This is a genomic window from Mesorhizobium sp. WSM4989, from assembly GCF_029625795.1.
Taxonomy (GTDB): Bacteria; Pseudomonadota; Alphaproteobacteria; order Rhizobiales; family Rhizobiaceae; genus Mesorhizobium.
Genome location: NZ_JARTVN010000002.1, coordinates 2,154,684 through 2,174,493, shown reverse-complemented (window position 1 = coordinate 2,174,493; position 19,810 = coordinate 2,154,684). Strand labels below are relative to the sequence as shown.

At 62.9% G+C, this 19,810-nt stretch carries 15 protein-coding genes, 1 tRNA gene and 1 pseudogene; 15 read left to right on the top strand and 2 right to left on the bottom strand.

Going from position 1 to position 19,810, the window contains the following annotated elements; all coding sequences use genetic code 11:
• From P9217_RS23355 to P9217_RS23285, 15 genes and pseudogenes are all read left to right on the top strand, one after another.
• Positions 1 to 79 (top strand): annotated as a pseudogene (locus P9217_RS23355) (elongation factor Tu); the annotation flags it as partial.
• 112 nt (positions 80 to 191) lie between these two features.
• Complete coding sequence (locus P9217_RS23350; protein WP_278088232.1) at positions 192 to 1,985, top strand: hypothetical protein; 1,794 nt, start codon at positions 192 to 194, stop codon at positions 1,983 to 1,985.
• Between the two features lie 252 nt (positions 1,986 to 2,237).
• Complete coding sequence (locus P9217_RS23345; RefSeq protein WP_278088233.1) at positions 2,238 to 3,782, top strand: hypothetical protein; 1,545 nt, start codon at positions 2,238 to 2,240, stop codon at positions 3,780 to 3,782.
• A gap of 98 nt (positions 3,783 to 3,880) precedes the next feature.
• Positions 3,881 to 4,366: a group II truncated hemoglobin gene (locus P9217_RS23340; RefSeq protein ID WP_127404133.1), complete on the top strand. Its 486-nt coding sequence runs from the start codon at positions 3,881 to 3,883 to the stop codon at positions 4,364 to 4,366.
• Between the two features lie 88 nt (positions 4,367 to 4,454).
• Positions 4,455 to 4,964 (top strand): metal-dependent hydrolase, encoded by a 510-nt coding sequence (locus tag P9217_RS23335; RefSeq protein ID WP_127216766.1) that lies wholly within the window; start codon positions 4,455 to 4,457, stop codon positions 4,962 to 4,964.
• Positions 4,965 to 5,000: 36 nt separating this feature from the next.
• Positions 5,001 to 5,076: transfer RNA gene (locus tag P9217_RS23330), tRNA-Trp, on the top strand.
• 357 nt (positions 5,077 to 5,433) lie between these two features.
• On the top strand, positions 5,434 to 5,637 hold the full coding sequence (gene secE / locus P9217_RS23325; protein ID WP_066989573.1) for a preprotein translocase subunit SecE: 204 nt from the start codon (positions 5,434 to 5,436) through the stop codon (positions 5,635 to 5,637).
• 27 nt (positions 5,638 to 5,664) lie between these two features.
• Positions 5,665 to 6,189 (top strand): transcription termination/antitermination protein NusG, encoded by a 525-nt coding sequence (gene nusG, locus P9217_RS23320; RefSeq protein WP_066989575.1) that lies wholly within the window; start codon positions 5,665 to 5,667, stop codon positions 6,187 to 6,189.
• A gap of 160 nt (positions 6,190 to 6,349) precedes the next feature.
• The gene (gene rplK, locus P9217_RS23315; RefSeq protein WP_059189557.1) at positions 6,350 to 6,778 is read left to right on the top strand and encodes a 50S ribosomal protein L11; all 429 of its coding nucleotides are present in this window, start codon (positions 6,350 to 6,352) and stop codon (positions 6,776 to 6,778) included.
• A 4-nt stretch (positions 6,779 to 6,782) separates the two neighbouring features.
• Complete coding sequence (rplA, locus tag P9217_RS23310) at positions 6,783 to 7,481, top strand: 50S ribosomal protein L1 (RefSeq protein ID WP_066989577.1); 699 nt, start codon at positions 6,783 to 6,785, stop codon at positions 7,479 to 7,481.
• A gap of 420 nt (positions 7,482 to 7,901) precedes the next feature.
• The gene (gene rplJ / locus P9217_RS23305; protein ID WP_041003118.1) at positions 7,902 to 8,420 is read left to right on the top strand and encodes a 50S ribosomal protein L10; all 519 of its coding nucleotides are present in this window, start codon (positions 7,902 to 7,904) and stop codon (positions 8,418 to 8,420) included.
• Between the two features lie 54 nt (positions 8,421 to 8,474).
• Complete coding sequence (rplL, locus tag P9217_RS23300) at positions 8,475 to 8,855, top strand: 50S ribosomal protein L7/L12 (protein ID WP_066989581.1); 381 nt, start codon at positions 8,475 to 8,477, stop codon at positions 8,853 to 8,855.
• Positions 8,856 to 9,120: 265 nt separating this feature from the next.
• Positions 9,121 to 13,257 carry a DNA-directed RNA polymerase subunit beta gene (gene rpoB, locus P9217_RS23295; RefSeq protein ID WP_278088231.1) on the top strand — a complete coding sequence of 1,379 codons (4,137 nt, stop codon included), beginning with the start codon at positions 9,121 to 9,123 and terminating at the stop codon, positions 13,255 to 13,257.
• A gap of 146 nt (positions 13,258 to 13,403) precedes the next feature.
• Positions 13,404 to 17,600, top strand: a complete 4,197-nt coding sequence (rpoC, locus tag P9217_RS23290; protein ID WP_066989905.1) for a DNA-directed RNA polymerase subunit beta' — start codon at positions 13,404 to 13,406, stop codon at positions 17,598 to 17,600.
• A 75-nt stretch (positions 17,601 to 17,675) separates the two neighbouring features.
• Entirely contained in the window at positions 17,676 to 18,341 is a 666-nt protein-coding gene (locus P9217_RS23285) for an O-methyltransferase (RefSeq protein WP_278088230.1), read from the top strand.
• Positions 18,342 to 18,366: 25 nt separating this feature from the next.
• Here P9217_RS23285 and P9217_RS23280 read toward each other — a convergent pair whose 3' ends face one another.
• Both P9217_RS23280 and P9217_RS23275 read right to left on the bottom strand, forming a co-directional pair.
• On the bottom strand, positions 18,367 to 19,296 hold the full coding sequence (locus P9217_RS23280; protein ID WP_278088229.1) for a Gfo/Idh/MocA family oxidoreductase: 930 nt from the start codon (positions 19,294 to 19,296) through the stop codon (positions 18,367 to 18,369).
• Positions 19,297 to 19,394: 98 nt separating this feature from the next.
• Positions 19,395 to 19,676 carry a transcriptional regulator gene (locus P9217_RS23275; protein ID WP_066989908.1) on the bottom strand — a complete coding sequence of 94 codons (282 nt, stop codon included), beginning with the start codon at positions 19,674 to 19,676 and terminating at the stop codon, positions 19,395 to 19,397.
• Positions 19,677 to 19,810: the final 134 nt, after the last annotated feature.

Below are 19,810 nucleotides of genomic sequence, written 5' to 3'. Positions count from 1 at the left end.
GGAAGAGAAGCTGCGCTTCGCCATCCGTGAAGGCGGCCGCACCGTCGGTGCCGGCATCGTCGTCACCATCAAAGAATGATCGATCCGGCACTTGCCGGCTCGACCAAGGAAAGGGCGGTCTTCGGGCCGCCCTTTTTCGTTTACTTGCACAGTGCAGCATAAATGCAGCACGGTTGCTTCGAAGCTATTGCATGCACCACTGCCGCAATTATTATCGATTGCGGCAGGGGGCGTCGCCAATCATGATTTCGGGGCATCATTTAAACTGCACATCAAGATGGTTTCGCATACTGGTTCGCCGGGCACCGGTGCTTGCTATTGTGGTGGTGGCCTTTGCAGCAAAGGCCGATGACGTCCTCATACGGGCATGGCCCGATACGTTCATTTTGAACGGCCCGTCTTCCGACGGCTTTTCGGACATGCGGTTCATCTTTGCGCGTAGCAGTGCAGTCGGCTGTAAGACCAATTGTCCGGAATGGATTTCAGCGGAAGGCGCCATCACTGCCGACACGCCGGCTCTGCTCAAGCGAGTGCTGAAAAAGCTCGGCACCCGCAAACTGCCGATCATTGTCAATTCCCCTGGCGGCGATGTCGACGCCGCACTTCAACTTGGTCGCATCATACGGAAGAACGGGCTCGACATCGCGATCGGCAAGACCGAGTTTTCCGATTGTTGGCCGGGAACGGAGGGCTGCGGGGCCAGCTTCGGCAAGGGCGTTGCCTATTTCGGCGTGGCGTCTGATGGCGGCGCCATGTGCAACTCTGCATGTCCCCTGATGTTCGCAGGTGGCGTTCGCCGCGTAGCCGGTGGCTGGGCCTATCTGGGTGTTCATCAGATCACCACCACTTGGTTCCCCTCCACAAGGCATTTTCGAACCACCTATAAAACCATTCGGGGCAAAAGATATCAGGTCACAACGGAGACCGTCACCGAAGGCCGAAGCTACAAGACCTATAAGATGAGCAAGGGGTTCGCGCGGAAAATCTCGGCCTATTTGGCAGAGATGGGCGTGGGGCAGGGTGTCCTCGACAAAATGAAAGCCACGCCGGCGAGCGACATTCAGCGGATCACCCTCCACGACATGCTAACGATGAAACTGGCCACCAGCACAGACACCGTGGAGCTGTTCACCGGAGTGATCCTGTGCATGGGTGACAAACCGGCTCCGAATTGCCGGGAAATAGCGGAGGATGCCCGGCCGGCCGCTGTAACGACGGCAAAGCCGGCACCTTCTCGACAGGCGGAAGCTCCATCTTCCAAGCCAGCCAAAGCCCCGACTGCCGTGCCGTTTCGAGGAGCGGCAGGAAATGCGGCGCCGGAGATGCGCTTCGTGGTCGTTCGCGGCAGCGATCCGCTCTGCGATCCCGACTGCCCGGAATGGATTTCGGCGGAAGGCGCGATCACCCCTCGAACCCCGCAAAAACTTCGCCAGTTGCTCGCCGCGCTCGACAACCCGCGGCTCCCCGTTGTGATCAGCTCACGAGGCGGCGACTTGTTCGGCGCCTTGGCCGCAGGGCGGCTTATCCACGAACGCAAGCTAGACGTCGTCGTCGCCCGCACCAATATCCTGGGTTGCAACCCGCCCGGGGCAGGCTGTCTGGACGACAATGGCGCCTATGTCGGGCTGATCAGCCAATTCGGAGTGGAGTGCGATTCAGCCTGCGCACTCATGCTCGCCGGCGGCGCTAGGCGGCTGGTCGACCCCAAGGCGCGGCTCAGCGTGTCCTCGATGGGACAGAAGCGGATTGTCGAAGCCTATTTGGACGAGATGGCGATCAGCCCAGGCCTGTTCGCAGCGATAGATCAGAGTTCAGTCGAGCGTCAGCTTGAACCCGATATAATGCTCAAGGTCGGGCTGGTGACCGGGCCGGACACATCGGACACGCTGACTGGCCCCGCCATTTGCAGGTCCTCGCCAAAGCCGGACAATTGCCGGCTCCCGCCCTCTGCCAACGCCCAGGCAAAGACGCCGCCAGAACTTTAGCGTAGTCGCGACGAAGGTCGAGGCAGCAGCCGTCAGGCTGGCATTGCTCGCACCCTCTTCAATTCTATTGCAAGCATCGTCGCCGTAACTAGTATGGGTTGGACCGAGGGCTTGGCAGGCGTGATTTCCGCGTTCCTTTCAAAGCGTATTTCGTGGCCGCTAGGGCTGGTTCGGCTCGGGCTGGCCTTCGCTATTGGGCTTACCGCGTTTGCCGCCGCAGCGAAGGAAACGCCGCCGGATTACGGCCCTGCCATGCGCTTCGTCGTGGTGCGCAGCAGCGCGCCAGGCTGCGAGCCGAACTGCCCGGAATGGATTTCTGCCGAAGGCAGCATCGAGGCCGGCACGCCGGCGCGGTTCAAGCGCCTCTTGAAGACGCTCGGCGGCCGGCAACTGCCGATCGTCGTCAATTCTCCTGGAGGCAATGTCGACGCCGCGCTCCAACTCGGCCGTACGATCCGTAAGAACAAGCTCGACATCGCCGTGGGCACTACGGGGTTTTCCGGCTGCTCGCCCGAAATGAAGAACTGCCGGGACAATGACAGTAAGAACACGCCGTATTCCGGCATCGCCTACGACAGCGGCGCCATGTGCAATTCCGCATGTCCCCTGATGTTTGCCGGCGGCGTCCGCCGTGTGGTCGGCGAGTGGGCTTTTCTCGGGGTTCATCAGATCACCACGACATATCACAGGGAAAAGCTGCTCTACCGCACCACCTACAGAATTGTGAACGGCAAGAAGAAGGTCCTCAGCACCAAGGTCGTCAGCCGCAAGAATGCCGGCAGCTACAAGACCTACGAGATGAGCAAGGCGGTCGAGAAACGGCTGTCCGGTTATCTGAAAGAAATGGGTATTGGGCAGGGCGTGCTGGACGTGATGAAGGCGACGCCGGCAAGCGACATAAGGCAGATCGAGCCCGACGATATGCTGGAGATGAAGCTCGTCACCAGCCTCGATTCTCTCGACCTGATGACCGAAGCAGCCATATGCCGGCGCGATCCGGTGCCAACGAGCTGCCGCGAGATACCGGCCAATGGCAAGGCCAAGCCGGCCGAGGTGGCGGCGGTCGCGGCCAAACCGGCCTACAGCCAGCCGGCGGAGGCAGCATCACCGCCAAAGCCGCAGCAGGAAATGCGTTTCATCCTCGTTCGCGGCAGCAATCCGCTCTGCAACCCCGATTGTCCGGAATGGATTTCGGCGGAGGGAACGATCGTTGCCGGCACGCCCGACAGGCTGCGCGAGCTGCTGGACAAGGTCGGCGGGCGCAGGCTGCCCATCGTCCTCAACTCACAGGGCGGCGATGTCCAGGGCGCGCTCGCCGCCGGCCGGCTGATCCGCGAGCGCAGATTGGATGTTGCGGTCGCCCGGACGGATTTTCTCGATTGCGATCCCGGCACGGCAGGGTGCGTCTCCAAGGACAACCTTCATAATGGTCTCACCGTTGAAGCCGGCGCCGAATGCGATACAGCCTGCGTGCTGATGCTCGCCGGCGGCACCAGGCGCTTGGTAGGCGCCGATACGCGTTTCCTGGTGCATTCCATGGGCATGGAAGATAAGGTCCGGTCGTATCTCGAGGAGATGGCGATCGGCTCGGGCTTGTTCGTCGCGATGCAGTCGGCCCAATCCGCCAAGCACAGGGAGCTCAGCCAGGACGAATTGGCGGGGTTCGGGCTCACCACCAGCCGCCAGTCGGTAGACGCTCTGACGGGCGCCACTATCTGCAAATCTTCGCCAAAACCCGATAACTGCCGGGTTCTGCCGTCCGCCAACGCCGAAGCGGAATCGCCGGCCAAGCTTTAGCAGCATTCGGCGCCATGCCAGCACTGGCCATGGAGGCAGGTTGAGCCGGCTCCGAGCTTCCCGCTATCCTTCTAGGCTCAAACGTAGGAGGACCGGAGATGAGCGAGGGCGTCCCGACTTTGTTCGAATGGGCCGGCGGCAGCGAGGCGCTCAACCGGCTGACGCAGATCTTTTACAACAGAGTGACCTTGGACCCGATCGTCGGTCCGGTGTTCAGGCACATGTCGCCGGACCATCCGGCGCATGTCGCCGCCTTCATCGGCGAGGTTTTCGGCGGGCCGAAGACCTACAGCGGACGGCATGGTGGCCACCGCGAGATGGTCAGGCATCATCTCGGCAAGCATCTGACCGAGGAGCAGCGCCGGCGCTGGATCAACCTTCTGGCGGACGCGGCGGACGAAGCCGGCCTGCCGGACGATCCCGAGTTCCGTTCCGCCTTGATGGGCTATGTCGAGTGGGGATCGCGGCTGGCCAAGATTAATTCCAATCTCGGCGAGACTTGCGACCCTGAGACCGAGCCAATGCCAAGCTGGGGCTGGGGCGTGCCGGGCGGGCCTTACAAGCCGCCGGCCGGGAAATCGTAGCCGAAGATGCTGGGTTTCTGCAAAATTCCGAAAAGATGACGCCGCAAAGACACCGCAGGGTCGTTGCATCAATGTGAGACGACCTTGCATGCTGATTGCCCATCTCCCATCGGGCTATATTCTGGGAAGGCTCGCGCGAAGACGGCGACGGGAGGCATCCGATGTGGTGGCTGCCGCAATGCTCGGCAGCGTCATCCCGGACATCGACATGCTCTATTTTTACCTGATCGATGGCGGTCGCACGCACCATCATGCCTACATCACGCATTGGCCGTTGTTCTGGGCCACGATCGGGACGGTAGGCGTGTCGGTCGGTCGGTTGTTGGGGTCGCGGCGTCTGCCGTCGATCGCCATCTTCTTAGCCGGAGCCATGGTGCATATGGCGCTCGACACGGTGGCATCGCCGATCATGTGGTTGGCGCCGTTCAGTCATCGCCCGTTTGAGCTCGTGGCGGTTCCGGCCAGCCATGGGAACTGGGTCCTGAACTTCGTTCTGCATTGGACTTTCGCGCTTGAACTCGTGATCTGCGCATGGGGCCTGGGGCTTGGATGGCTGCGATCGGCGCTTCCGGCCGACGCGTCTCAAAAGGGCTCTTGAGTTCTCATCGGCTTTGTGAAATAGCAGCGCCCGTATACGGGCATAGCTCAGTTGGTAGAGCGGCGGTCTCCAAAACCGCAGGTCGTAGGTTCGAGCCCTGCTGCCCGTGCCACCTCCCATGGCAGACTGAAGGTGGGTGCGCTCCGCCGTTGAAAACCGGGGGCGGCTTGCCATCTAGCGAAAACTGGGGCATAAGGCCCCGCATAGCCGGGACGGGACGACTGGATGGTTCCGAGGCGGCGCTAAAACATAAAGCGGAACACTTGCCACTTGCGTGGACCAAGAATCGGTTTTATGTAGACTGAACAGACACGCGACGCGTGGAGCTGGGAAGCCGGCTTTACGCGTCTGATTTGCGTGGGCGAAATGGTGGTGCTGATTCGGCGCCGGCACGAAGTCCAGGCGGCACGTCCCGGCCAGCGGGATCATCCAGGAGACCCGGCCAACGGGTCTTGAAGACAGGCGGCAGATGGCTTCGAAAACCACAAACCCTTTCACCTTTCTCCAGCAGGTTCGCGCGGAGACGGCCAAGGTGACATGGCCCTCGCGCCGCGAGACTATGATCTCGACGGTAATGGTCCTGGTTTTTGCGCTCATCGCCATGATCTTCTTCTTCACCGCCGACATAGCCATGGGCTATGCGATCGAGTGGATTCTGGGCCTCGGACATTAAGTTCGGCGATTACGGAGAGGTCGTGAAATGACGCGGTGGTACATCGTCCACGCTTATTCGAACTTCGAGAAGAAGGTCGCCGAGGACATCGAGAACAAGGCCAAGCAGAAGGGCCTGTCGGGCGAGATCGAGCAGATCGTGGTGCCGACGGAGAAGGTCGTCGAGATACGCCGCGGCCGCAAGGTCGATGCGGAACGCAAGTTCTTCCCCGGTTATGTGCTCTTGAAGGCCAACCTGACGGACGCCGTATTCTCGCTGGTCAAGAACACGCCGAAGGTCACCGGCTTCCTCGGTGACTCCAAGCCCGTGCCGATCACTGAAGCCGAGGCGCAGCGCATCCTGAACCAGGTTCAGGAAGGCGTCGAGCGTCCGAAGCCGTCGGTCACCTTCGAGATCGGCGAGGCGATCCGCGTCTCGGACGGTCCGTTCGCGTCGTTCAACGGCTTCGTCCAGGAAGTGGACGAGGAGCGGGCGCGCCTCAAGGTGGAAGTTTCGATCTTCGGGCGCGCGGTGCCCGTCGATCTCGAATTCGGACAGGTCGAAAAGGGCTGATCCGAAGGTCCCCGTCCGACAGGCGAAGGGATCGGCGGCGCGAAGGAATGGCGCTGCCATGAGCGGGTGGGAGGCGAATGCGGCTTAGCCGGCCGCTGGAACCGCACCACCAGACTGCAACCGCCGGTTTTTCCCGGCATGAGAAAAGGCAGGAATAGAGATGGCTAAGAAAGTTGCAGGCCAGCTCAAGCTCCAGGTTGCCGCGGGCTCGGCCACGCCGTCGCCCCCGATCGGCCCGGCGCTTGGTCAGCGCGGCATCAACATCATGGAGTTCTGCAAGGCGTTCAACGCGCAGACCCAGGAACTGGAAAAGGGCTCGCCCATCCCGGTCGTCATCACCTACTACCAGGACAAGTCGTTCACCTTCGTCATGAAGACGCCGCCGGTGAGCTACTTCCTGAAGAAGGCCGCCAACCTGAAGTCTGGTTCGAAAGAGCCGGGCAAGGTCAAGGCCGGCACGATCTCGCGCGACAAGGTGCGCCAGATCGCCGAGCAGAAGATGAAGGACCTCAACGCAAACGACGTCGAAGCGGCCATGCGCATGGTCGAGGGCTCCGCCCGCTCGATGGGCCTGGAAGTGGTGGGCTAAGATCATGGCAAAGATTGCAAAGCGTGTTGCCAAGAGCCGTGAAGGCATCGACCCGAACAAGGCCTATGCGCTCTCTGAGGCGCTGCAGCTGCTGAAGGACCGGTCTACGGTGAAGTTCGACGAGACGGTCGAGGTCGCGATGAATCTCGGCGTCGATCCGCGCCATGCCGACCAGATGGTCCGCGGCGTTGTCAACCTGCCGAACGGCACTGGCCGGTCGGTGCGCGTCGCCGTGTTCGCGCGCGGCGACAAGGCCGAAGAAGCCAAGGCCGCCGGCGCCGATATCGTTGGTGCCGAGGACCTCGTCGACATCGTCCAGAAGGGCACGATCGATTTCGATCGCTGCATCGCTACTCCGGACATGATGCCGCTGGTCGGCCGTCTGGGTAAGGTGCTCGGCCCGCGCGGCATGATGCCGAACCCGAAGGTCGGCACCGTGACCCCCGATGTCGCGGCCGCCGTCAAGGCCTCGAAGGGCGGCGCCGTCGAGTTCCGCGTCGAGAAGGCCGGCATCGTCCAGGCCGGCGTCGGCAAGGTCTCGTTCGACGTCAAGGCGCTGGAAGAGAATGTGCGGGCCTTCGCCGATGCGGTGAACAAGGCCAAGCCCGCCGGCGCCAAGGGCAACTACGTCAAGAAGGTGTCGGTCACCTCGACGATGGGTCCCGGCCTCAAGCTCGACATCGCGACGCTCGCCGCGTCGTAAGCGTCGTCTGGCCGGCTTCAGGCCGGTCGCTAGAGCATGATCCCGAAAAGTGGATTTCGGAAAAGATCATGCTCCAACAAAGAAGAATTCCGGACCGCCGATCCGTCGGCGGCCCGGTACCCCGGAAGCCGAAAGGTTTCCGGATATCCTGTCCGAGATTGCAGGCGGCCCAAAAGCCTTAATTCACTTGGGCCTGCATGAGACGGGTGAAGACCCGACAAAGGAGCGACAAGCTCCAATGAAAGGTTCGAACCGTGTTTGCCTTTTGTCAGCACATCGCCGGCTTGCCGTCGGTGGGCGAAAAGGGGGCAGGATCCTCGAGCGCCGTTCGGGAGATCCACGATTAGGATGGCCCGGCCGGCAAAAGGCAACCCGACTTCTGACCTCGAGAATGAGGCAGGGGTCAACTGGAGATAGGCAGTGGACAGAGCGGAAAAGCGCGAACTCGTCACGGGCCTGAACGAAGCGTTCTCGAGCGCGGGTTCAGTCGTCGTGGCCCACTACGCCGGTATCACCGTGGCGCAAATGAACGACCTCCGGTCGAAGATGCGCGCCGCCGGCGGCACCGTCAAAGTCGCGAAGAACCGTCTCGCCAAGATCGCTCTTCAGGGCACGGACTCCGCATCGATCGTCGATCTGTTCAAGGGACAGACGCTGGTCGCTTATTCGGAGGATCCGGTTGCGGCGCCGAAGGTCACGTCCGATTTCGCCAAGGGGAATGACAAGCTGATCATTCTCGGCGGCGCGATGGGCTCGACCTCGCTCAACGCCGATGGTGTCAAGGCGCTCGCCACGATGCCGTCGCTCGACGAGCTGCGCGCCAAGCTGGTTGGCATGATCGCCACGCCGGCTACCCGGATCGCCCAGATCGTCAATGCGCCCGCGGCTTCGGTCGCGCGCGTCATCGGCGCTTACGCCCGGAAGGACGAGGCGGCATGAGGCCGTTCCTCGCTGTCAACAACACACGTTCGAACCAACCAAAGGAATATCAAAATGGCTGATCTCGCGAAGATCGTAGACGACCTTTCGAAGCTGACCGTCCTCGAGGCGGCCGAGCTGTCGAAGCTCCTGGAAGAGAAGTGGGGCGTTTCGGCTGCTGCTCCGGTGGCGGTTGCCGCTGCTGGCGGTGGCGCTGCCGCTGCTGCTGCTCCGGCTGAAGAGAAGACGGAATTCGACGTCGTTCTCGCCGACGCCGGCGCCCAGAAGATCAACGTCATTAAGGAAGTCCGCGCCATCACCGGCCTTGGCCTCAAGGAAGCCAAGGACCTGGTCGAGGCCGCTCCGAAGCCGGTCAAGGAAGGCGTTTCCAAGGCCGATGCCGACAAGTTCAAGGCTCAGCTGGAAGCAGCTGGCGCCAAGGTCGAGCTGAAGTAAGCCTTATGGTTGAGGGCGGACGGCCTCGCGCCGGCCGCCCCCTCCCTTGATGAAAGGGAGGCTTCGTTGCGCGAGACGTTTGAAAACCTCTTTCCTGAGGGCCGGAAGCGGCCTTCAGGAAACGGGTTTTCTCCCGTTTTTACCGGCAGCCGCCAAGCAATTGGAACGGCGGCCGGAAAACAGACAGGGGCGGCCGGCGAGCGGCCCGTTGGTGCAAGGCGAACCGCGGCGAGGTTCGCCCCGAGTTTTGAGCTAAGGAGCGACGATGGCCCAGACCCAGACTTTCAATGGCCGCAGACGCGTACGCAAGTTCTTCGGGAAGATCCCGGAAGTTGCGGAGATGCCGAACCTGATCGAGGTTCAGAAGGCATCCTATGACCAGTTCCTGATGGTGGACGAGCCCAAGGGCGGGCGTCCGGACGAGGGGCTGCAGGCTGTTTTCAAGTCGGTCTTCCCGATCTCCGATTTTTCCGGCTCCTCGATGCTGGAATTCGTGAAGTATGAGTTCGAAGGACCGAAATTCGACGTCGACGAATGCCGTCAGCGCGACCTGACCTATGCTGCGCCGCTGAAGGTGACGCTGCGCCTCATCGTGTTCGATATCGACGAGGATACCGGCGCGAAGTCGATCAAGGATATCAAGGAGCAGGACGTCTATATGGGCGATATGCCGCTCATGACGTCGAACGGCACCTTCATCGTCAACGGCACCGAGCGCGTCATCGTCTCGCAGATGCACCGTTCGCCGGGCGTCTTCTTCGACCACGACAAGGGCAAGTCGCACTCCTCGGGCAAGCTTCTGTTTGCCGCGCGCGTCATCCCTTATCGCGGCTCGTGGCTCGACATCGAGTTCGACTCCAAGGACGTCGTCCACGCCCGCATCGACCGCCGCCGCAAGATCCCGGTGACGTCGCTGCTGATGGCGCTCGGCATGGACGGCGAAGAGATCCTGTCGACCTTCTACAACAAGATCACCTACAAGCGCGCCGGCGACCACTGGCGCATCCCGTTCAACGTCGAGCGTTTCCGCGGCCTCAAGGCTGTCGGCGACCTGGTCGACGCCGACACGGGCGAGATCGTCGTCGAGGCCGGCAAGAAGATCACCGCCCGCCAGGCCCGCCAGCTCGGCGAAAAGGGTCTCAAGGCGATCAAGGCGACCGACGAGGACCTGCTCGGCAACTACCTGGCCGAGGACATCGTCAACTACGCCACCGGCGAGATCTTCCTCGAGGCCGGCGACGAGATCGACGAGAAGACGCTGAAGGTGCTGCTCGGCACCGGCGAGGACGAGATCCAGATCCTCGACATCGACCACGTCAATGTCGGCGCCTACATCCGCAACACGCTCGCCGTCGACAAGAACGAGAGCCGCCAGGACGCGCTGTTCGACATCTACCGCGTCATGCGTCCGGGCGAGCCGCCGACGCTCGAGACCGCCGAAGCCATGTTCAACTCGCTGTTCTTCGACAGCGAGCGCTATGACCTGTCGGCTGTCGGCCGCGTCAAGATGAACATGCGCCTCGAGCTCAAGGCCGAGGACACCGTGCGCGTGCTGCGCAAGGAAGACATCCTGGCCGTGGTCAAGACGCTGGTCGAGCTGCGCGACGGCAAGGGCGAGATCGACGACATCGACAATCTCGGCAACCGCCGCGTCCGCTCGGTCGGCGAGCTGATGGAGAACCAGTACCGCGTCGGCCTGCTGCGCATGGAGCGCGCGATCAAGGAGCGTATGTCCTCGATCGAGATCGACACGGTCATGCCGCAGGACCTGATCAACGCCAAGCCGGCGGCCGCCGCCGTGCGCGAGTTCTTCGGCTCCTCGCAGCTGTCGCAGTTCATGGACCAGACCAACCCGCTGTCGGAGATCACCCATAAGCGTCGCCTGTCGGCGCTTGGACCGGGCGGTCTGACCCGCGAGCGCGCCGGCTTCGAGGTGCGCGACGTGCATCCGACGCATTACGGCCGCATCTGCCCGATCGAGACGCCGGAAGGCCCGAATATCGGTCTGATCAACTCGCTCGCCACCTTCGCGCGCGTCAACAAGTACGGCTTTATCGAGAGCCCGTACCGCAAGATCGTCAACGGCAAGCTGACCAATGAAGTCGTCTATCTGTCGGCGATGGAGGAGGCCAAGCACCACGTCGCGCAGGCCAACGCCGAGCTCGATAAGAACGGCAGCTTTGTCGACGAGTTCGTCATCTGCCGCAACGCTGGCGAGGTGATGATGGCGCCGCGCGAGAACGTCGACCTGATGGACGTGTCGCCGAAGCAGATGGTGTCGGTGGCGGCGGCCCTCATCCCGTTCCTCGAGAACGACGACGCCAACCGCGCGCTGATGGGCTCGAACATGCAGCGTCAGGCCGTGCCGCTGGTGCGTGCCGAGGCGCCGTTCGTCGGCACCGGCATGGAGCCGGTCGTGGCCCGTGACTCAGGCGCCGCCATCGGTGCCCGCCGCGGCGGCGTGGTCGACCAGGTGGACGCCACCCGTATCGTTATCCGCGCCACCGAAGATCTCGACCCGGGCAAGTCCGGCGTCGACATCTACCGGCTGATGAAGTTCCAGCGTTCGAACCAGAACACCTGCATCAACCAGCGTCCGCTGGTGCGTGTCGGCGACCGGGTGAACAAGGGCGACATCATTGCCGACGGTCCTTCGACCGAGCTCGGCGATCTGGCGCTCGGCCGCAACGTGCTGGTCGCGTTCATGCCGTGGAACGGCTACAACTACGAGGACTCGATCCTGCTCTCCGAGCGCATCGTGGCCGACGACGTCTTCACCTCGATCCACATTGAGGAGTTCGAGGTCATGGCCCGCGACACCAAGCTCGGACCGGAGGAGATTACGCGCGACATTCCGAACGTCTCGGAGGAAGCGCTGAAGAACCTCGACGAAGCCGGCATCGTCTATATCGGCGCGGAAGTGCAGCCGGGTGACATCCTGGTCGGCAAGATCACGCCGAAGGGCGAAAGCCCGATGACGCCGGAAGAGAAGCTCCTGCGCGCCATCTTCGGCGAAAAGGCCTCGGACGTTCGCGACACCTCCATGCGCATGCCTCCGGGCACCTTCGGCACGGTCGTCGAAGTGCGCGTCTTCAACCGCCACGGCGTGGAGAAGGACGAGCGCGCCATGGCGATCGAGCGCGAGGAGATCGAGCGTCTGGCCAAGGACCGCGACGACGAGCAGGCGATCCTCGACCGCAACGTCTATTCGCGCCTGTCGGACATGCTGGTCGGCAAGGAAGCGATTGCCGGGCCGAAGGGCTTCAAGAAGGGCTCGAAGCTGTCGAAGGACACGCTCGACGAGTATCCGCGCTCGCAGTGGTGGCAGTTCGCCGTGGAGAACGAAAAGCTCCAGAGCGAGCTGGAAGCCCTGCGCGGCCAGTACGACGACTCCAAGAAGGCGCTCGAGCAGCGCTTCATGGACAAGGTCGAGAAGGTGCAGCGCGGCGACGAGATGCCTCCGGGCGTCATGAAGATGGTCAAGGTCTTCGTGGCGGTGAAGCGCAAGATGCAGCCGGGCGACAAGATGGCCGGCCGTCACGGCAACAAGGGCGTGGTGTCGCGCATCGTTCCGGTCGAGGACATGCCTTTCCTCGAGGACGGCACGCATGCCGATATCGTGCTCAACCCGCTGGGTGTGCCAAGCCGCATGAATGTCGGCCAGATCCTGGAAACGCATCTGGGCTGGGCCTGCGCCGGCATGGGCAAGAAGATCGGCGAGCTGATCGACGCCTACAAGGCTGGCGGCGACATCAAGCCGCTGCGCAAGACGCTGGAAAGCTTCATGCCTTCCAACGACCGCAACGAGCCGGTCCGCGACTATGACGACGAGAGCATCATTCGCCTGAGCGAGCAGATGCGCCGCGGCGTCTCCATCGCGACTCCGGTGTTCGACGGCGCGCACGAAGCCGACATCAACACCATGCTGCAGCAGGCGGGCCTGCACACCAGCGGTCAGTCGCAGCTTTATGACGGCCGCACCGGCGAGCCGTTCGATCGCAAGGTGACGATGGGCTACATCTATATGCTCAAGCTTCACCACCTGGTGGACGACAAGATCCACGCGCGCTCGATCGGCCCGTACTCGCTCGTCACCCAGCAGCCGCTGGGCGGCAAGGCGCAGTTCGGCGGCCAGCGCTTCGGCGAAATGGAGGTCTGGGCGCTGGAAGCCTACGGCGCCGCTTATACGCTGCAGGAGATGCTGACGGTGAAGTCGGATGACGTTGCCGGACGCACCAAGGTCTACGAGGCGATCGTGCGCGGCGACGATACGTTCGAAGCCGGCATTCCCGAGAGCTTCAACGTTCTCGTCAAGGAGATGCGCTCCCTCGGCCTCAATGTCGAACTGGAGAACACCAAGTTCGAAGACGCTGCCGTGCGGCTGCCCGATGCTGCCGAATAACGGCGCGGCCGAATAAGGGTAATGGCGCGCCGCGAAACGACGCGGCGCGCCCAACAAATTCTCGGCCGGTCAGGCCGGCCAGTCTGCGGGCACTCGGCCCGCGCTCGATGCAAGGGGTTTTCGAGGACCCCGAAAAGGAGAACGGCATGAACCAAGAGGTCATGAATCTCTTCAACCCCCAGGCGCCTGCGCAGGTGTTCGATTCCATCCGGATCTCGCTCGCCAGCCCTGAGAAGATTCTGTCCTGGTCGTTCGGTGAGATCAAAAAGCCGGAGACCATCAACTACCGCACCTTCAAGCCGGAGCGTGACGGTCTGTTCTGCGCGCGCATTTTTGGTCCGATCAAGGACTACGAGTGCCTGTGCGGCAAGTACAAGCGCATGAAGTACAAGGGCGTCATCTGCGAAAAGTGCGGCGTCGAAGTCACGCTGTCGCGCGTCCGCCGCGAGCGCATGGGCCATATCGAGCTCGCCGCCCCCGTCGCCCATATCTGGTTCCTGAAGTCGTTGCCCTCGCGCATCGGCACGCTGCTCGACATGACGCTCAAGGATATCGAGCGCGTCCTCTACTTCGAGAACTACATCGTCACCGAGCCTGGCCTCACCGCGCTGAAGGAGCACCAGCTGCTCAGCGAGGAAGAGTACATGCTGGCCGTCGACGAGTATGGCGAGGACTCTTTCACCGCCATGATCGGCGCCGAGGCCATCCATGACCTGTTGGCCGGCATGGATCTGGAGAAGATCGCCGGCGATCTGCGCTCGGAGCTGGCTTCGACGTCGTCCGAGCTCAAGCAGAAGAAGCTGCTGAAGCGGCTCAAGGTCGTCGAGAACTTCATGGAATCCGGCAACCGTCCGGAATGGATGATCATGAAGGTCGTTCCGGTGATCCCGCCGGACCTGCGCCCGCTGGTCCCGCTGGACGGCGGCCGCTTCGCCACGTCCGACCTCAACGACCTCTATCGCCGCGTCATCAACCGCAACAATCGTTTGAAGCGGCTGATCGAGCTGCGCGCGCCCGGCATCATCGTGCGCAATGAAAAGCGCATGCTGCAGGAGGCCGTCGACGCGCTGTTCGACAACGGCCGCCGCGGCCGCGTCATCACCGGCGCCAACAAGCGTCCGCTGAAGTCGCTGTCCGACATGCTCAAGGGCAAGCAGGGCCGGTTCCGCCAGAACCTGCTCGGCAAGCGTGTCGACTATTCCGGCCGCTCGGTCATCGTGACCGGTCCGGAACTCAAGCTGCATCAGTGCGGCCTGCCGAAGAAGATGGCGCTGGAGCTGTTCAAGCCTTTCATCTACGCCCGCCTCGACGCCAAGGGTTTCTCCTCGACCGTCAAGCAGGCGAAGAAGCTGGTCGAGAAGGAGCGTCCAGAGGTCTGGGATATCCTCGACGAGGTTATCCGCGAGCATCCGGTGCTCTTGAACCGCGCGCCGACGCTGCACCGCCTCGGCATCCAGGCGTTCGAGCCGATCCTGATCGAAGGCAAGGCGATCCAGCTGCATCCGCTGGTCTGCACGGCCTTCAATGCCGACTTCGACGGCGACCAGATGGCGGTCCATGTGCCGCTGTCCCTGGAAGCGCAGCTCGAAGCGCGCGTGCTGATGATGTCGACCAACAACATCCTGCACCCGGCCTCCGGTGCGCCGATCATCGTGCCGTCGCAGGACATGGTTCTCGGTCTCTACTATCTGTCGATCGTCAACCAGAACGAGCCGGGCGAAGGCATGGTGTTCGCCGACATGGGCGAGCTCCAGCATGCGCTGGAGACCAAGGCGGTGACCCTGCACGCCAAGATCAAGGGCCGCTTCCGCACCGTCGATGCCGAAGGCAAGACGGTGTCGAAGATCTATGAAACCACGCCCGGCCGCATGATCATCGGCGAGCTTCTGCCGAAGAACGTCAACGTGCCGTACGACATCGCCAACCAGGAGATGACCAAGAAGAACATCTCCAAGATGATCGACACCGTCTACCGCCACTGCGGCCAGAAGGAGACGGTCATCTTCTGCGACCGCATCATGGCTCTCGGCTTTGCGCATGCCTGCCGCGCCGGCATTTCGTTCGGCAAGGACGACATGGTGATTCCGGACACCAAGCTGAAGCTGGTCTCCGATACCGAGGCTTTGGCCAAGGAGTACGAGCAGCAGTACAATGACGGCCTGATCACGCAGGGCGAGAAGTACAACAAGGTGGTCGACGCCTGGGCCAAGTGCTCGGAGAAAGTCGCCGACGAGATGATGGCCCGCATCAAGGCCGTCGAGTTCGAGGAAAACGGCCGTCAGAAGCCGATGAACTCGATCTATATGATGTCGCATTCGGGTGCGCGCGGTTCGCCCACTCAGATGCGCCAGCTCGCCGGCATGCGCGGCCTGATGGCCAAGCCTTCGGGCGAGATCATCGAGACGCCGATCATCTCGAACTTCAAGGAAGGCCTCACCGTGCTCGAGTACTTCAACTCGACCCACGGCGCCCGCAAGGGTCTGGCCGACACCGCCTTGAAGACGGCGAACTCGGGGTACCTGACCCGCCGTCTGGTCGACGTGGCGCAGGACTGCATCGTCAATTCGCTGGATTGCGGCACCGACAAGGGCCTCACCATGCAGCCGATCGTCGATGCCGGCCAGATCGTCGCCTCGGTCGGTCAGCGCGTGCTCGGCCGCACGGCGCTCGACGACATCAACCACCCGGTCTCCGGCGAAGTCCTGGTCAAGGCCGGCAAGCTGATGGACGAGCGTGACGTGGAGCAGATCGAGAAGGCCGGCGTCCAGTCGGTCCGCATCCGCTCGGCGCTGACCTGCGAGGTCAGGACCGGCGTCTGCGCGGTCTGCTACGGTCGCGATCTTGCCCGCGGCACGCCCGTCAACCAGGGCGAGGCCGTCGGCGTCATCGCGGCGCAGTCGATCGGCGAGCCGGGCACCCAGCTCACCATGCGCACCTTCCACATGGGCGGCACCGCGCAGGTGGTGGATTCTTCGTTCCTCGAAGCCTCCTATGAGGGCAAGGTCGAGATCCGCAACCGCAACGTGGTGCGCAACTCCGAAGGCCAGCAGATGGTGATGGGCCGCAACATGGCGGTTCTGATCCTCGACGAGGCCGGCAAGGAACGCGCCACGCACCGCGTCGCCTACGGCTCGCGCATCTTCGTGGATGACGGCGACAAGGTGAAGCGCGGGCAGCGTATCGCCGAGTGGGATCCTTACACCCGCCCGATCCTCACCGAAATCGAGGGCAAGGTGGCGTTCGAGGATCTGGTCGACGGCATCTCCGTGCAGGAGACGGCCGACGAGTCGACCGGCATCACCAAGCGTGAGGTCATCGACTGGCGTTCGACGCCGCGCGGCAGCGACCTGAAGCCGGCGATCGTCGTGCAGGACGCCAAGGGCAAGGTGGGCAAGCTGTCGAAGGGCGGCGATGCACGCTTCCTGCTCTCGGTCGAGGCCATTCTCTCGGTCGAGCCGGGCGCGCATGTCCGTCCGGGCGACGTGCTTGCGCGTATCCCGATGGAAAGCGCCAAGACCAAGGACATCACCGGCGGTCTGCCGCGGGTGGCCGAACTGTTCGAGGCTCGCCGTCCGAAGGATCACGCCATCATCGCCGAGATCGATGGCACGGTCCGCTTCGGCCGCGACTACAAGAACAAGCGCCGCATCATCATCGAGCCGCACGACTCGACGCTGGAGCCGGTCGAGTACCTGATCCCGAAGGGCAAGCCGTTCCATCTGCAGGACGGCGACGTCATCGAGAAGGGCGACTACATCCTCGACGGCAACCCGGCGCCGCACGACATCCTGGCGATCAAGGGCGTGGAGGCGCTTGCGTCCTACCTCGTCAACGAGATCCAGGAGGTCTACCGCCTGCAGGGCGTGTCGATCAACGACAAGCACATCGAGGTGATCGTTCGCCAGATGCTGCAGAAGGTCGAGATCACCACGCAGGGCGACTCGACCTACATTCCGGGCGACCACGTCGACGTGATCGAGCTGGAAGAGGTCAACGAGCGGCTGATCGAGGACGGCAAGAAGCCGGCCGAAGGCCAGCCGGTGCTGCTCGGCATCACCAAGGCCTCGCTGCAGACGCCGTCCTTCATCTCGGCCGCCTCCTTCCAGGAGACGACCAGGGTGCTGACGGAAGCCGCGGTCGCCGGTAAGACCGACATGCTGCAGGGTCTGAAGGAGAACGTCATCGTCGGCCGCCTGATCCCGGCCGGCACGGGCGGCACGATGAGCCAAATAAGGCGCATCGCCACCTCGCGCGACGAGCTCATCATCGACGAGCGCCGCAAGGCTTCGGGTGTCGAGGTCGCCGAGCCGATGCTGACCAACATGGTCAACGCCGCGCAGTAAGCGCGGATGCAATGAGAGAAAGAAAAGGGGCCCGCGTGGCCCCTTTTTCATTCGGGTTATGAACGAGGAAAAACCATGAGCGCCAGGACCTGGACAGCTGTCGACGACTACATCGTCTCCTCTCTTTTCGATGCGGATCCCGCGCTAGACGCGGTGCTTGCGGCCAACCGCGAGCAGGGCCTGCCGGCGATCGACGTCTCGGCCGCACAGGGCAAATTGCTTTCGCTTCTGGTGCGAATTCGCGGCGCAAGGAAGGTGCTCGAGATCGGCACGCTCGGTGGTTACTCGACCATCTGGATGGCAATGGGCCTGCCTGCCGATGGCAGAGTAGTGACGCTGGAGCTTGAGCCGCACCATGCCAAGGTCGCGCGCTCGAACTTCGAGCGGACAGGGGTTTCCGACAAGGTGGATCTGCGGCTCGGGCCAGCTCTTCAATCGCTAGCAGCCTTGGTCAGCGAAAATGCCGGTCCGTTCGACCTGATCTTCATCGACGCCGACAAGCCGAACAACCCGAATTATCTCAGCTGGGCCATGCGGCTGTCGCGCTCCGGAACGGTGATAGTCTGCGACAACGTCATCCGCGACGGCGCCGTGCTGAAGGACGACGGCCGCGGCGAAAACGTCGTCGGCGCCCGCGCGGCGCTCTCATTCATCGGGCAGGAGAAGCGGCTGGACGGCACCGCCATCCAGACCGTCGGCGCCAAGGGCTATGACGGCTTTGCGATAGCGATCGTGGACTGACGCCGGCGCTGCACGGGGCTTGCTGTTAATCGAAGAAAGGCTCGACCACATTGCGCTTGCCGAGCATGAAGGCGTCGGCGACGTGCTGGAGCGGGGCCAGGTCGACGTCGGAGATGCCGGCGCGGACAATCTCGGCGAAACGCTTGTAGAGCATCGGATATTCGGCTTCCGGCTCGTCATGGATGATCTTGCCGTCGACGGCGAGCTTTGCGCCGCCGCCCGAAAGCACCACCTTCCCCTTGTCGGTCTCGGCCAGGATGTCCCAGCTCTGCGGACCGCTCTGCAGCCAATCGAGCTCCATCGTCACCGGGAGCCCGTTCGAGGTGCGGAAGGTGACATGCGCCGCGACCGGCGAGGCGCGGTTCTCGGGGAAGTCGAGCACGGCCGAGGTGATGAACATCGGCGGCAGGATGTGGGTGGCGATCGATAGCGCGTTGATGCCGGGATCGAACACGCCGAAACCGCCCGGCGCCCAGATCCATTCCTGGTTCGGGTGCCAGCGGCGCACGTCTTCCTTCCAGTTGATCGCCGCCGAGTCGATTCTGGCCGAAGCCAGGAAGGCGCGCGCGGCCTCGACCGCCGGCGCGTAGCGCGAATGCCAGCTGGCGAAAAGCGAAACGCCTTTCTTCGCGGCAATCGCCTTCAGGTGCTCGACCTCGCTGACGGTGGCGCCCGGCGGCTTCTCCATGAAGACGTGCTTTCCGGCCTCGAGCGCGGTGCGCGCGGCGTCATAGCGGAACTGCGGCGGCATGCAGAGCGAGACGGCTTCCAGGCCCGGCTCGGCCTCGAGCATCGCCTCGATCGTCGGATAGTTCGGGATGCCGTCCACCTTGCCGTGGCGGCTGGCGGCGGCCGCAAGCCGATAACTGCTGTCCTTGGCCAGTGCCGGAAGATGCTGGTCGCGGACGATCTTTCCCACGCCGACGATACCGATCCTGATGGGGTTGCTGGTCATTGGGACTCCGAGGGATGGAAGAAGTAGGTGCTCTTAGGCAGGACAACGGTGCCCGGCAAGCCTGGAACGTAACGGATCGCGAGATTGCGATTTCGGGATCAGCTCGGCTCGTCGAAGGTAACGATCGAGACTTCGCCCTCCAGCGCGCCCTGATAGGCGGACAGATGCGGCTCTTCGTCGGGGGTGCCTTCCATGTCGCCGATCTGGTCGAGCTCGGCTTCGGCGAATCCTTCGGCGGCGAGCGATTCGAGCGCGCGGCGCACGGCAGAATCATCGTCGGGCGCGACCAGCATCACATGCACGCCTTCCGGCTTGCCGCCCTTTCGCCGCCACACCCGGCCGGTGATGATGGTGACCGGGCGCTCCTCGTTGTCGTTCACGGGCTGATTCCTCCGGAAGCGTGGAGTTTTGCCATTCATACCGCCTTATTTGCACGAAGCCGGCCGAGATGACAGGCGAAAGCCGGTCACTTTCTTCCTTGCTCTTGAAAAAAGACGCAAGAAAATTACATGCT

What these genes read in the sequence shown, in the direction of transcription:
- P9217_RS23350 (WP_278088232.1), top strand. Translation starts at nt 192, where the DNA reads ATGCACCACTGCCGCAATTATTATCGATTGCGGCAGGGGGCGTCGCCA.
- secE (WP_066989573.1), top strand. Translation starts at nt 5,434, where the DNA reads ATGGCTTCGAAAACCACAAACCCTTTCACCTTTCTCCAGCAGGTTCGC.
- rplA (WP_066989577.1), top strand. Translation starts at nt 6,783, where the DNA reads ATGGCAAAGATTGCAAAGCGTGTTGCCAAGAGCCGTGAAGGCATCGAC.
- P9217_RS23285 (WP_278088230.1), top strand. Translation starts at nt 17,676, where the DNA reads ATGAGCGCCAGGACCTGGACAGCTGTCGACGACTACATCGTCTCCTCT.
- rplL (WP_066989581.1), top strand. Translation starts at nt 8,475, where the DNA reads ATGGCTGATCTCGCGAAGATCGTAGACGACCTTTCGAAGCTGACCGTC.
- P9217_RS23335 (WP_127216766.1), top strand. Translation starts at nt 4,455, where the DNA reads ATGCTGATTGCCCATCTCCCATCGGGCTATATTCTGGGAAGGCTCGCG.
- rpoB (WP_278088231.1), top strand. Translation starts at nt 9,121, where the DNA reads ATGGCCCAGACCCAGACTTTCAATGGCCGCAGACGCGTACGCAAGTTC.
- P9217_RS23280 (WP_278088229.1), bottom strand. Translation starts at nt 19,296, where the DNA reads ATGACCAGCAACCCCATCAGGATCGGTATCGTCGGCGTGGGAAAGATC.
- rplK (WP_059189557.1), top strand. Translation starts at nt 6,350, where the DNA reads ATGGCTAAGAAAGTTGCAGGCCAGCTCAAGCTCCAGGTTGCCGCGGGC.
- nusG (WP_066989575.1), top strand. Translation starts at nt 5,665, where the DNA reads ATGACGCGGTGGTACATCGTCCACGCTTATTCGAACTTCGAGAAGAAG.
- P9217_RS23345 (WP_278088233.1), top strand. Translation starts at nt 2,238, where the DNA reads ATGCGCTTCGTCGTGGTGCGCAGCAGCGCGCCAGGCTGCGAGCCGAAC.
- P9217_RS23340 (WP_127404133.1), top strand. Translation starts at nt 3,881, where the DNA reads ATGAGCGAGGGCGTCCCGACTTTGTTCGAATGGGCCGGCGGCAGCGAG.
- rpoC (WP_066989905.1), top strand. Translation starts at nt 13,404, where the DNA reads ATGAACCAAGAGGTCATGAATCTCTTCAACCCCCAGGCGCCTGCGCAG.